Annotated in this window: 9 protein-coding genes and 1 rRNA gene; 1 reads left to right on the top strand and 9 read right to left on the bottom strand. The window is 46.8% G+C overall.

From position 1 onward, the window contains the following. Positions 1–53: 53 nt before the first annotated feature. The 3 genes from AC4G47_RS00050 to gyrA all read right to left on the bottom strand — a co-directional run bounded on the left by AC4G47_RS00050 (position 54) and on the right by gyrA (position 6,008). Positions 54–1,606 (bottom strand): 16S ribosomal RNA (locus AC4G47_RS00050). Between the two features lie 514 nt (positions 1,607–2,120). Then, complete coding sequence (locus tag AC4G47_RS00045; RefSeq protein ID WP_491104259.1) at positions 2,121–3,230, bottom strand: HD-GYP domain-containing protein; 1,110 nt, start codon at positions 3,228–3,230, stop codon at positions 2,121–2,123. A 225-nt stretch (positions 3,231–3,455) separates the two neighbouring features. After that, on the bottom strand, positions 3,456–6,008 hold the full coding sequence (gyrA, locus tag AC4G47_RS00040) for a DNA gyrase subunit A (protein WP_491104258.1): 2,553 nt from the start codon (positions 6,006–6,008) through the stop codon (positions 3,456–3,458). Positions 6,009–6,433: 425 nt separating this feature from the next. Between gyrA and AC4G47_RS00035 the strand changes: the two genes are divergently transcribed. Continuing rightward, on the top strand, positions 6,434–7,381 hold the full coding sequence (locus AC4G47_RS00035; RefSeq protein ID WP_491104257.1) for a YheC/YheD family protein: 948 nt from the start codon (positions 6,434–6,436) through the stop codon (positions 7,379–7,381). An 88-nt stretch (positions 7,382–7,469) separates the two neighbouring features. Here the strand turns inward: AC4G47_RS00035 and gyrB are convergent, their stop codons facing one another. From gyrB to dnaA, 6 genes are all read right to left on the bottom strand, one after another. Next, a complete protein-coding gene (gyrB, locus tag AC4G47_RS00030; RefSeq protein WP_458124787.1) occupies positions 7,470–9,380 on the bottom strand; it encodes a DNA topoisomerase (ATP-hydrolyzing) subunit B in 1,911 nt (636 codons plus the stop codon). 144 nt (positions 9,381–9,524) lie between these two features. Then, complete coding sequence (remB, locus tag AC4G47_RS00025; protein WP_017691405.1) at positions 9,525–9,773, bottom strand: extracellular matrix regulator RemB; 249 nt, start codon at positions 9,771–9,773, stop codon at positions 9,525–9,527. Between the two features lie 13 nt (positions 9,774–9,786). Next, positions 9,787–10,899, bottom strand: a complete 1,113-nt coding sequence (recF, locus tag AC4G47_RS00020; protein WP_017691406.1) for a DNA replication/repair protein RecF — start codon at positions 10,897–10,899, stop codon at positions 9,787–9,789. Positions 10,900–10,956: 57 nt separating this feature from the next. Beyond that, the gene (gene yaaA / locus AC4G47_RS00015; RefSeq protein WP_036611994.1) at positions 10,957–11,172 is read right to left on the bottom strand and encodes a S4 domain-containing protein YaaA; all 216 of its coding nucleotides are present in this window, start codon (positions 11,170–11,172) and stop codon (positions 10,957–10,959) included. Positions 11,173–11,188: 16 nt separating this feature from the next. Continuing rightward, positions 11,189–12,331 carry a DNA polymerase III subunit beta gene (gene dnaN, locus AC4G47_RS00010; protein ID WP_017691408.1) on the bottom strand — a complete coding sequence of 381 codons (1,143 nt, stop codon included), beginning with the start codon at positions 12,329–12,331 and terminating at the stop codon, positions 11,189–11,191. Between the two features lie 220 nt (positions 12,332–12,551). Then, positions 12,552–13,898 carry a chromosomal replication initiator protein DnaA gene (dnaA, locus tag AC4G47_RS00005; protein WP_100526825.1) on the bottom strand — a complete coding sequence of 449 codons (1,347 nt, stop codon included), beginning with the start codon at positions 13,896–13,898 and terminating at the stop codon, positions 12,552–12,554.

Raw genomic sequence — 13,898 nt, 5'->3', positions numbered from 1 at the left:
TTCTAAGAACCTGCTTATTTGAATGTTTCCACGCGGGAAACGATTCTCCATAGAAAGGAGGTGATCCAGCCGCACCTTCCGATACGGCTACCTTGTTACGACTTCACCCCAATCATCTATCCCACCTTCGGCGGCTGGCTCCTTGCGGTTACCCCACCGACTTCGGGTGTTATAAACTCTCGTGGTGTGACGGGCGGTGTGTACAAGACCCGGGAACGTATTCACCGCGGCATGCTGATCCGCGATTACTAGCAATTCCGACTTCATGCAGGCGAGTTGCAGCCTGCAATCCGAACTGAGACCGGCTTTGTTGGGATTGGCTCCATCTCGCGATTTCGCAGCCCGTTGTACCGGCCATTGTAGTACGTGTGTAGCCCAGGTCATAAGGGGCATGATGATTTGACGTCATCCCCACCTTCCTCCGGTTTGTCACCGGCAGTCTATCTAGAGTGCCCACCCGAAGTGCTGGCAACTAAATATAAGGGTTGCGCTCGTTGCGGGACTTAACCCAACATCTCACGACACGAGCTGACGACAACCATGCACCACCTGTCTCCTCTGTCCCGAAGGAAAGGTACATCTCTGTACCGGTCAGAGGGATGTCAAGACCTGGTAAGGTTCTTCGCGTTGCTTCGAATTAAACCACATACTCCACTGCTTGTGCGGGTCCCCGTCAATTCCTTTGAGTTTCAGTCTTGCGACCGTACTCCCCAGGCGGAGTGCTTAATGTGTTAACTTCGGCACCAAGGGTATCGAAACCCCTAACACCTAGCACTCATCGTTTACGGCGTGGACTACCAGGGTATCTAATCCTGTTTGCTCCCCACGCTTTCGCGCCTCAGCGTCAGTTACAGCCCAGAGAGTCGCCTTCGCCACTGGTGTTCCTCCACATATCTACGCATTTCACCGCTACACGTGGAATTCCACTCTCCTCTTCTGCACTCAAGTCACCCAGTTTCCAGTGCGATCCGGGGTTGAGCCCCGGGATTAAACACCAGACTTAAATGACCGCCTGCGCGCGCTTTACGCCCAATAATTCCGGACAACGCTTGCCCCCTACGTATTACCGCGGCTGCTGGCACGTAGTTAGCCGGGGCTTTCTTCTCAGGTACCGTCACCTTGAGAGCAGTTACTCTCCCAAGCGTTCTTCCCTGGCAACAGAGCTTTACGATCCGAAAACCTTCATCACTCACGCGGCATTGCTCCGTCAGGCTTTCGCCCATTGCGGAAGATTCCCTACTGCTGCCTCCCGTAGGAGTCTGGGCCGTGTCTCAGTCCCAGTGTGGCCGATCACCCTCTCAGGTCGGCTACGCATCGTCGCCTTGGTGAGCTGTTACCTCACCAACTAGCTAATGCGCCGCAGGCCCATCCCCAAGTGACAGATTGCTCCGTCTTTCCAGTTCTCTTCAGGCGAAGAAAACAACTATTCGGTATTAGCTACCGTTTCCGGTAGTTGTCCCAAACTTGAGGGCAGGTTGCCTACGTGTTACTCACCCGTCCGCCGCTAACCATCAGAGAAGCAAGCTTCTCTTCAAGTCCGCTCGACTTGCATGTATTAGGCATGCCGCCAGCGTTCGTCCTGAGCCAGGATCAAACTCTCCAATAAAGATGAATTTCAGCAGCGCGGTTAAACGCTTTGAAAATCATCTCAAGTATTTGAAAAGAGCGATAAGCTCATTTTGAATCTGACGAGATTAAAAATCTCATTTTGTGCTCCAGTCGATTCAAGCCAAGGCTTGTCTCAAACTTTCGCGTTCATTCTGCAAGCAGAATGTTTACTCACTCGTTGTTCAGTTTTCAAAGATCAAACTTGTGCTGTTACCGAATGCCGTTCTCTTCAGCAACTTTTATATCTTATCATATCCGAACCAACTTAGCAAGCTCTTTTTTTAAGTTTCTTTCGAAGCTTATCCGTTTTGCTTGCCGCACCGTGTAAACCGTGTTTTCTTGGCCGGAATTAGAATATACCATGTACAGATTTACAATGCAAGTCTTTTTTTAAGTATTTATCAATATTTCTATAATCTTTGTGGTATATCTACATTACTACTTTTATCTCACATAAGAAGGCCTCTCTATAAAAGAAAGACCCTCTGATCAAGTTGCTCTAATATTTATAGTTAACCAATAACCTCTTGAATGTGAAGCTGCCTTTGCTGCATTAGATTAATGATAGTTCCTTCTACTGACACCATAGGACGTGTAGGATGGTCCCGATCAGAGAATACGATCTCTCCAATTTGGTTATTGCTGAGTTTTACTCGGATGCCATTATGGATTTGGGTTGACCGCTGAACAAATACACTCACAATTGCAGGGTCCAATTTCCCAAACGCCTCACTCTGGATCTGTTCCAGAACCAAATAAGGTGACTGTGCCTTGCGATAGATTTTCTCCAATGTCATGGCGTGGAATATATCAGCGATGGCTACAATTTTGGCATAGACATGAATTTGCGTTCCGCTAAGTTGCAACGGGTATCCTGATCCGTCAACTTTTTCATGATGCTGCAAAGCTGCAAGTCTAGCTCCCTCATTAATGGCCTTCGCCTGTTTAAGGATCTGATAACCATATTTAGTATGCTGACGGATCTCTTCCTGCTCTGTAGCCGACAACGTGGAAGGTTTATGGAGAATCTGCGGATCTACCTTGTTGTTACCAATATCATGGAACAAGCCTGCAAAAGCAACTTGCATCCAATCCTTGGAGGGGAGATCCATCCATTGAGCCAGTTGATACGATGTGATCGCACTCAGTACGGCATGGTGATATACATAATCATGTTCTTGCATTACTCGTGGACTAAAGGTAAGCACATTATATTGTTTGAGATGTACAAATAAAGCCTCCAACTGTGTACGCAACTCATATACAGGCAATTCAGCTGCGAGAGAAGACAGGAATGCATTTTTGGTTAATCCAATCATCTTCTCATACTCATCCTGTAGAGACGTTGCTGCAGAAGCTGTGACGGCGTTTCCTGTCCATTCCCCATTCTTCTCACTTGCTGTACTTCCTGCGGACGCAGCTGCACCCTTGGTGCCTGTACTGCCCGCTACCGTTCTTTCTTGTTCAATATCCACCTGTTGAATCATAAAGGCTCTGAGCACTTCCATATCCTTGGGTAAAATGACTTTGCCCTTCTGAAGCAAGACGTTGCCGCGAAGCGTGTGCACATCACTCCCAAGTTTGAGTCCTGGTTTGACTTCTGACAGGGTGATTAATCCCATGTTGATTCCCCTCGCTCATCGTTCTTCTATGTTAATACTAAAACAAGACCATAGTCCCGGTTTTTCTTGATATTTCCCATTATATTACTCAAAAATCAGGCTGTACATCCCAGATTCTGAGGAATGAAAAATGGACATTCCTTTGTACAACAAAAGGGCCCCCAATGGGAGCCCTTTAAGATCTTGTTCCAATCACCAAGAGATTGGTCTTCAGAAAATTTTATCTTATGCTTCCGAACCGGAATCGTCGCCCTCAACTTCAGCGTCAACAACGATGCCTTCTTCGAGGCTTACCGCAGGAGCTTGGGAATCCCCGCCTTCCGAGCCTTCAAGCAATTCGTCGTCTGGTTCTTCTTCATTCTTGTCAATTCGACTGACTGTAGCTACCGAATCGTCATCACGAATATGAATCAGCTTCACACCTTGTGTGTATCGACCCATAGTGGATATGCCTTCCATGCTCATCCGGATCAAAGTACCGCTAGATGTGATGATCATCAGATCCTCTTCCGTTTTAACCATTTTGAGGCTGACTACTGCGCCGTTCTTCTCTGTAACATTAATGGTCTTGATCCCTTTACCGCCACGAGTCTGCATCCGATAATCACTAACAGGTGTACGTTTACCGTAACCTTTGGCTGTAACGATCAGAACATCAAGCTCTTTATCAACTACATCCATGCCAATGACGGCATCCTGTTCATCCAATGTGATCCCTTTAACTCCGGTTGCACTACGTCCCATGGAACGTACGTTACCTTCCGAGAATCGGATGGACATTCCGTGAGCTGTCCCCATAATGATCTCTTGCTGTCCATCGGTCAGCTTAACATCAATCAGGATATCATCATCACGCAAGGAAATACCGATCAGGCCGCCTTTGCGAATATTCGTGTAATCCTCAAGTGGCGTCTTCTTCACAACCCCTTGGCGGGTAGCAAAGAACAAGTATCGGTCACTTTCGAATTCCTGAACCGGAATTACGGCATTGACCGATTCGCCCTGCTCGATCTGGATCAAGTTGATGATAGGCGTTCCACGTGCGGTACGTCCAAGCTCTGGAATCTCGTAAGCTTTCAGACGATACACTTTACCTTTGTCCGTGAAGAACATGAGGTAATTGTGAGAGTTGGTTACAAAAAGATGCTCAACGAAGTCGGTATCTTTGGTATCCATCCCCACAACCCCGCGCCCACCACGCTTCTGGCTGCGGTATGTGGAAACCGGCAGACGTTTCACGTAGCCTGTATGGGTAATCGTGATGATAACCTCTTCACGCGGAATCAGGTCTTCATCCAGAATACTTTCTTCACCCACAGTAATCTCTGTACGGCGATCATCGCTAAAGCGGTCGCGAATCTCTTGCAACTCCGTACTGATAATCTCAAGTACGAGATGCTCATTGGCCAAAATTTCACGGTACTCCCTGATTTTGACCATCAGTTCGTTATATTCGTTTTCAATACGTTCGCGTTCCAAACCTGTAAGGCGTTGCAGACGCATATCGAGAATAGCTTGAGCCTGATCATGACTGAGTGAGAAACGCTCAATCAAACCTTCTCTGGCTGCATCTGCATTACTGGATGAACGAATCAACGTAATAATCTCATCGATATGATCCAGTGCAATACGCAAGCCTTCCAGAATATGTGCACGAGCTTCAGCCTTTTTCAGTTCAAACTGCGTACGTCTGCGAATAACCTCGATCTGATGCTGCAGATAGTGATACAACACTTCACGCAGGTTCAGAATTTTAGGCTCTTTATTTACAATCGCAAGCATGTTAATCCCGAAAGTGGATTGCATCGATGTATGTTTGTACAAGTTGTTCAGAACAACCCCCGGATTCACATCTCTGCGAAGTTCAATTACAACACGCATACCGTTACGGTCAGACTCATCACGCAGGTCTGTAATGCCATCAATCTTTTTATCACGTACCAACTCTGCAATTTTCTCAACGAGTCTTGCCTTGTTCACCTGATAAGGGAGCTCCGTAACAATAATTTTCGCCTTATTGTTATTCTCTTCGATGTTGGTTTTAGCCCGCATCGTTACGGAACCACGTCCAGTCTGATACGCCTGGCGAATACCTGAGCGTCCCAAAATGTAACCGGACGTAGGGAAGTCTGGACCTTGAATGTAATCCATCAGTTCCATGGATGTAATGTCCGGATTCTGAATCATGGCCTGTACGCCGTCAATGACCTCTCCCAGATTATGAGGAGGAATATTGGTTGCCATACCTACCGCGATCCCGCCGACCCCATTGACAAGCAAGTTAGGAAAACGCGCAGGTAAAACGATAGGCTCATGTTCTTCACCGTCATAGTTTGGCTGGAAGTCAATTGTATCCTTGTTGATATCTCTGAGCATTTCCATTGCAATCTTGGACAAACGAGCTTCCGTATAACGCATGGCTGCCGCCATATCGCCATCGACTGATCCAAAGTTACCATGTCCATCTACGTGCATATAACGCAGGGAGAAATCCTGTGCCATCCGTACCATCGTCTCGTAAACAGCAGAGTCACCGTGCGGGTGATACTTACCGATAACTTCGCCGACGATTCTGGCTGATTTTTTATGTGGTTTATCGGGTGTCATACCAAGCTCCGACATTGCGTACAGAATACGCCGGTGAACCGGCTTCAATCCATCACGCACGTCAGGTAAGGCACGACTAACAATGATGCTCATCGCATAATCCATAAACGATTCACGCATCTCGACGCCAATATCCCGATCTGTAATCTGCGAGTTCATTTCTTCCGCCATGCTGGACCTCCTTCTTGTCCTTCAACAAACGTTCCATTCCGTCATTCAATAAATTGATTATATGTGAAAAGCCTAACAAGGCTAAAACCGCGCAAGAACGCTATTCTTTATTATATTACTTTCACAAAAGTTACACAATTAAACGTCCGCTGGGCAATAGCCTTTCTTCCGGGAACTTCTACGTGTCTGGGGATTCGCCCTGCCTTCCTCCCCAATTGCACATACAATGCTAGAAAAGCGGCATATATACTGTGCCCACCGAGACTAAAGCCGTTCCCGTTCTACGATCAAACTACAAATTATGCAGCTCATCGCACAAAACGCCATATTTCTCTATTATACCACTGAAATCGTAACTTGTCCTTCGATTTCTCCGTGTCTTCCCCTCTTGAGAACTGAGCAAAACATGAAAGGGTTGATGAATCTTGGGTATCCAGCGTGTCTCCAGCAAATGGGCCAAAACAGCTGTGTTACAACGCAGTCGCAGTGTGAATGAATATATTCCCGTTACCCGAAAATATAGTCGTCAAACTCTGGAACGAATGACTGAATTATTTGAGTCCAACTATATCAAGCCGGACCGTGGCACTTACGGTAATGGCGTCATGCGGGTGGAAACCACTCGTCTGTACCAACCTGTGTTGTATTCCGAAGATTCCACTACAGATACAGAGGTTTCTGAAGACACCAATGATCGAAGCGTACCTGGCGAAACCGTGGCGACCTCTGTTACCTCCAGAGCTACCTACCTCACAACAACATATCAACTCCAATACGGAACAGAGGAGAAGTCATTTCATTCCCTGGACGATCTTGAACGGGCGCTGAATGATCGTATACAGAAACGTGACTATATTATTCAACAAGGAATCCCACTGATGAAGCATAAGGGTTTGCCTTTTGACTTGCGTGTGTTGACCCAGAAAAATCTACAACATAACTGGGAAACAACAGGTATACTCGGACGGGTCGCCGCGCCAGGCAAAATCATCACCAACATTCATGGTGGTGGACGATTGGCCACGTTCGAAGAACTCGTACTCCCCCATCTTCACCAGGATCGCTTCAAGAAGCTTCGTAATGAGCTGTACCGACTAGGCATTCATACTGCTGTGCAATTGCAAACATCATTTCCAAGGCTCAAAGAAATCGGTATTGATATTGCACTAGACGAAGAAGGGCGCCCCTGGATTCTTGAAGTTAACACACTGCCAGGCATTTATGCTTTTGGCTTACTGCCGGACAAGGAGGCGTACCGGAAGATTAAACGATATGCCATTGCCTACGGTCGTTTACCCTCCAAAAAGGGTAAAACCTCTCGTCCATCCCCTAAAGCACAGGCCTCGTCTGCTAAAAAACGTGTACGTCGGTAACAAAAAAATACGGAAGTCTATTAACTTTCCTCTTCAATGATTCCAATAATATAAAAAGGCGCCCTCGCAGGCGCCTCTTCGAATATCGTTAAATGTCGAGGTTTTTCACGTATTTAGCATTTTCCTGAATAAAGTCACGACGCGGTTCAACGTTATCCCCCATGAGGGTGTCGAACATGGCATCGGCAAGGATGGCATCGTTGATTGATACTTGCATCATGCTCCGGCTCTCCGGATCCATCGTTGTTTCCCACAATTGTCCGGCATTCATCTCACCGAGACCTTTGTAACGCTGAACGTTGAACTTCGCATTTTCGCCGAGCGTTGCAATAATTTCATCACGCTCTTTCTCGGAACCAGCGTAGCGAATCACTTTGTTACGTTCAATCTTGAACAATGGTGGCTGCGCAATGTATACATAGCCTGCCTCAATGATTTTGCGCATGTACCGATACAGGAATGTCAGAAGCAGTGTTCGGATATGAGCACCATCGACGTCGGCATCTGTCATCAAAATGATTTTGTGATAGCGAGCTTTGGCAATATCGAAGTCATCACCAATACCTGTACCCATCGCCGTAATAATCGCTCTAATTTCCGCATTACCCAAAATCCGGTCCAGACGAGCTTTTTCCACGTTCAGAATCTTACCACGGAGCGGCAAAATCGCTTGGAAATGTCGATCCCGACCTTGCTTCGCTGATCCGCCAGCAGAGTCACCTTCGACGATGTACAATTCGCTGATTGAAGCATCCTTGGATGAACAGTCCGCCAGTTTACCTGGGAGTGAGCTCACTTCCAGTGCACCTTTACGACGTGTCAGTTCCCGAGCTTTACGGGCCGCTTCACGAGCACGTGCTGCTTGTAGTCCTTTTTCCAAAATGCGACGAGATACGGAAGGGTTCTCTTCCAGGAACTCCTGCAGCTTCTCGGCAAACAAGGATTCGACAATACCACGTACTTCACTGTTTCCCAGCTTGGTCTTCGTCTGTCCCTCAAATTGCGGTTCTGGAATCTTGACCGAAATAATAGCCGTCAAACCTTCACGCACATCGTCCCCGGAAAGGTTCCCTGTACTGTCTTTGATTACCCCTGCTTTACGGGCGTAGTCATTGATGATCCGTGTAAGGGCACTTTTAAAGCCTGATTCATGGGTTCCGCCCTCATGTGTGTTGATATTGTTCGCGAAGGAATAGATATTCTCGGTGTAGTTGTCATTGTATTGCAACGCAACTTCCACCTGGATATTGTCTCTGGAACCTTCGACGTAAATTGGATTTTCATGCAGTACTTCGCGCTTCTGGTTGAGGAAGGAGACATATTCGATAATACCGCCTTCGTACAGGAACGAGTTGGTTGCACCCGTACGCTCATCCGTCAATGTAAGACCAATGCCTTTGTTCAGGAACGCCAGCTCACGAATACGGGCAAGCAAGATGTCATATTCATAAACTCTCGTTTCCGTGAAAATTTCAGGGTCTGGATGGAACCTAACCGTTGTTCCCGTTTCGTCAGTTGTACCGATTACTTTCAGGTCATACTGTGGAGCCCCACGGCGATATTCCTGTTGGTAGATATGTCCCTCACGTTTAACCGTTACAACCACTTTTTCAGAGAGAGCATTCACAACGGATACACCGACACCATGCAAACCACCGGATACTTTATATCCGCCGCCGCCAAATTTTCCTCCTGCATGGAGGACAGTCATGACTACCTCAAGTGCAGGACGTTTCATTTTGGCATGTTCGCCGACAGGAATACCCCGACCGTTATCGACTACAGTCACGCTATTGTCTTCATGGATACTGACCTCAATGTGGTCACAGTAACCTGCAAGCGCTTCGTCGATACTGTTGTCCACTACTTCCCAGACCAGATGATGCAGGCCCTTGGAACTGGTGGAACCGATATACATCCCCGGACGCTTCCGTACGGCTTCCAATCCTTCAAGGACCTGAATTTCATTCGCATCATATGACGGTTGATTCATAGACATGCCTTTCACCTACTTCTATAGATTCAATATCGTAAATATGCGTTAACTAAGAATGTTTGCTGAAACAGGCAACGTCCTTCATTTCAGCCAGCTGTCCAAATTAAAGACAAGCAACAAAAGACACACCTTTATGCCACACCAACGCTAGAGATCAGGAAAAATGTGAGCCCGTTTCTTCAGCGTGGCTGAGGAAATAGGCGAGTAGTACACAATGTTTTTGGTCACCACAATGGACTTGGCTTCCTCTTCGCCGATGTGTTCCACTGTTTTTTCCTGCTCGGCATGCGTGACATACTGCTTGGAGATCTTTGAGGATTTTTCAATCGATATATCAAAAATAGCGACCAATTCGGAAGAACGGATGATCTTCTCACCGCCCAGATGAATGTACATAAGCCCTCACTCCTTAGCGTTCAACCTGTCCGGCATGAACGTGATAAATACTGGCATCTTTGAGCTTGTCAACGTTCAGGCTCTCGATCCCCGTAGCCGTAATAAAGGTTTGCACCTTGCTCTGGAACGTTTCGATCAGCTGCGTCTGACGAAAAGGGTCCAGCTCGGACAGGACATCGTCCAATAGCAGGACCGGATATTCTCCGATTTCTTCGTGAATCAGTTCAATTTCCGCAAGTTTAAGGGACAACGCCGTTGTGCGCTGCTGCCCCTGCGAGCCATATGTTTGTACTTCCCGATCGTTAATGAAAAAGGACAGGTCATCCCGATGCGGCCCACTAAGGGTTGTGCCTCGGCGAATCTCCTGCTCTTTCATTTGTGATAATTTTATCATAAATTGGTCCATTAAGACAGCTTCATCTTCTTCAGCCGCTTCGCTGAAGGACGGAAGGTAGGCCAGCCGCAAGACTTCTCCGCCTCCGGTGATCCCTTGATGAATCGTTTCTGCCCACTTTTGCAGTTTCTTTATGAATTGTTTCCTTTTTTTGACGATTTTAACACCATGCTCGACCAGTTGTTCGTTCCACACCTCAAGCATGGTCTGGGCTGATGCCCCTTTTCCCCATAGTTGCTTGAGCAGATTGTTTCGCTGGACCAGCACTTTTTGATATTGCTGCAGATGATACAGGTAACCTGGTGCTACCTGCCCAATCTCCATGTCAAGAAACCGGCGGCGGACCCCCGGCGTGCCTTTTACAATCTCCAGATCTTCCGGTGCAAACATCACGACATTGAGTGCTCCGACAAAATCACTTAACTTGCGCTGCTCCAGGCCGTTAATCTTTGCTTTTTTGCCTTGTTGCGACAAAGATAGTTCAAGCTTGACCGATCCGTACTTTTTGTCGACCTCTGCTGCAAGCCTGGCCCGTTCTTCACCGAAACGGATTAGCTCCTTGTCACGGGATGTACGGTGGCTCTTGGTGAGTGCAAGTACAAAAATAGCCTCTGCAAGATTGGTCTTTCCTTGGGCATTTTGCCCGATCAACAAGTTTACGGGACCAAAAGAGTCCAGTCTCAGATGTTCATAATTGCGGAAATTCTGCAGATCAATGCTGTTCACAAACACGTGGTAACCTCCCTTTTATCCCGTCCGACAGGAGGCAGCAGGATCGAACTGGTCTTCTTACTCTGCAGCAACTTCGAATGTGCCTTCTCCGTCCACTTCAACGATATCCCCAGGGTATAACTTACGTCCCCGGCGTTCCTCAGGCTCTTTATTCACACGTACAAGTCCCTCCTGAAGCAAAGCTTTGGCCATACCTCCGGTTGGGATGCAATCAGCCAATTTCAAAAACTGGTCAAGCTTAATATATTCCGTTCGAATCGTAACTTGGTTCACTGTGATCTTCCTTTCGTTAGTTGGTCGTCCGGTATGGCAGTATGACGTAAAGGCTGTGACTGTCATCCAGCGGTTTCAAGATGATTGGACTCATGACACCGGTAAAAGCGATCATCAGTTGCTCACTTTCAACCACTTTCAAAACATCCAGCATGTATTTGGAGTTGAACGAGATTTTTAACGGATCTCCTGTAAACTCGGCAGGTTCGATTTCTTCTCTTACTTTACCTAACTCGGAAGAGCTTGAGGAAATTTCGACTGATCCCGAATCCATGGTTTGCATACGCACGATGTTTGTTTTCTCTTCACGCGACAGCAAATAAGCCCGGTCGATGGATTCACTTAATTTTTTTGTATCTAAAACGAGTTCTGTTTTGTATGACGTCGGAATAATTCTAGAAGTATCCGGATATGTTCCATCCAGAATACGGGAGTAGAACAATACACGGTCAATTTTAAACAGGACCTGGTTATCTGCAACAACGATATCCACAAGGGTATTTTGATCCGGAACAATTTTGCTGAGTTCGTTCAGCGTTTTACCGGAGATGACCACGTTGTTAAAGCGGATACCTTCTGCATTATCCAGCATTGCTGATCGAGTAGCAAGACGGTGACGGTCTGTTGCCACAAATTTCAACTCATTGTCACCCAAACTCCAGAGTACGCCTGTAAGGATTGGAGTTGTCTCATGTGTGGAAATGGAGAAGACGGTTTGTTTGATCATATTTTTCAACAAATCTCCCGGAATGGAGACCGTTTGGTTTTCTTCGATGCTTGGCAGTACCGGGAATTCTTCCGGATCAAGACCTACCAGTTGAATCTCGGTAGCACCTGCGGAGATGAAGGTGTTGAAGTTCTCTTTGACTTCCATGTGCACTTCCTGCGAAGGCAACTTCTTAATGATCTCTACGAAGAACTTGGCAGGCAAGACTACACTGCCCGGTTGATCTACCTGAACCACGCTTTTATCTCCATCTTCAAGCGGGATGAAGGATTGAATGGATATATCGGTGTCACTTGCTGTCAACGTTACACCTTGATGATTAACGTCGAATTTGATACCGCTCAGGATCGGAATCGTTGTACGGCTTGAGATCGCTTTGGATACTTGCTGTATGGAATCGTTTAAATAGTTTTTCATTATGCTGATTTTCATGGTTTCACTCCTAGCTGATTTTTTGGGTGACGGGGTGTTAAAAGGTGTTTTTCAAAGGCCGAAGGCTAAGCTCCGAAATGGCTATTTTGGAGATGATATCTTTAAGATCTTTATAGTAATAATAGTAATAGGGGCACTGAATATGTGGATAAGTGGGTATAAACCCGTACACCCAAGCCTATCCACATGTGTATACGTTGTGCATAGGCTTGGGACTTGTTCAGGTTGGATTCTTAATTTTTTCGGTTAAGTTGTTGATAACTTTATAGAGATCCTGATCGATTTTTATAGCTTGGGAGATTTTTTCGTGAGCGTGTATGACAGTGGTGTGATCTCGTCCTCCGAATGCTTCCCCAATTTTGGGCAGAGAAAAGTCTGTCAGTTCACGAGAGAGATACATGGCAATCTGTCTTGGGAAAGCAACTGCCTTGGTCCGTTTCCGTGCTTTGAAATCTTCAAGCTTAAGGCTATAGTACTCGCCGACCTTTTGTTGGATGTCATGAATAGTGATCATTTTGGGACGACTCGAAGGAATGATATCCTTCAGTGCTTCAGCTGCCAGATGAGTGGTTACATCTTGATTAGTCAGCGAAGAATAAGCAACGACCCGAATCAGTGCACCTTCCAGTTCACGTATGTTGGTGTCAATCTGGTTGGCGATATACATCATCGCTTCATTCGGAATATCCAGGTTTTCCGCACGTGCCTTCTTACGCAAAATAGCGATTCTTGTCTCCAAATCTGGAGGCTGGATATCCGTAATTAACCCCCATTCAAAGCGAGAACGAAGTCGTTCTTCCAGTGTCGGAATTTCCTTCGGGGGTCTGTCGCTGGAGATGATGATCTGCTTCCGTTCCTCATGCAGCGCATTAAACGTATGGAAAAATTCCTCTTGTGTCGATTCTTTTCCCGCCAAGAACTGAATATCATCAATGAGCAGAATATCAACGCTCCGGTATTTGTTACGGAAGCTCTCCCCGCGGTTGTCACGGATCGAGTTAATGAATTCGTTCGTGAATTTCTCAGACGACAAATAAACGACTTTGCTGCCCGGATCATGCTCCAGAACGTAATGTCCGATCGCATGCATCAAGTGAGTTTTACCGAGACCTACTCCTCCATACAGAAAGAGAGGATTGTAAGCTTTGGCGGGCGCTTCAGCGACCGCCAGCGATGCGGCATGGGCAAAACGGTTGCCCGGCCCGATGACAAATGTATCGAACGTATATTTCGGATTCAGCATGCTGAGTACCGCTTCTTCCTGTACAACTGTAGGCGTTGGTGCCGGCAGTTGCGGGTCCGGTTCAGCAGGTTTGTTCTCTTCGATGACAAATTTCACATCGACTTGTTTGCCAAGCAGCTCGTATACCGTCGAGCCAACCAATTTGGTGTAACGGCTCTCCAGCCATTCGACGGCAAACGTAGTTGGTGCGGAAATGACGATTGAACGGTCATTCAGCTTCGTTGCTTTGGTTGCCTTGAACCAGGTGTCAAAGCTGGGTTTGCTGAGTTTGTTTTGTATGATTGATAAGATTTGCTGCCATAAATCAGAAGTATGGCTGTCCAC

The sequence above is a fragment of the Paenibacillus sp. Negev47 genome (assembly GCF_058313655.1).
Note: the sequence above shows the minus strand (reverse complement) of the source record. Positions and strands in the feature narration are given on the sequence as shown.

Bases quoted from the DNA above. Each gene is read 5' to 3' on its own strand.
- AC4G47_RS00045 (WP_491104259.1), bottom strand. From the start codon at position 3,230: ATGGGATTAATCACCCTGTCAGAAGTCAAACCAGGACTCAAACTTGGG.
- dnaN (WP_017691408.1), bottom strand. From the start codon at position 12,331: ATGAAAATCAGCATAATGAAAAACTATTTAAACGATTCCATACAGCAA.
- gyrA (WP_491104258.1), bottom strand. From the start codon at position 6,008: ATGGCGGAAGAAATGAACTCGCAGATTACAGATCGGGATATTGGCGTC.
- remB (WP_017691405.1), bottom strand. From the start codon at position 9,773: ATGTACATTCATCTGGGCGGTGAGAAGATCATCCGTTCTTCCGAATTG.
- gyrB (WP_458124787.1), bottom strand. From the start codon at position 9,380: ATGTCTATGAATCAACCGTCATATGATGCGAATGAAATTCAGGTCCTT.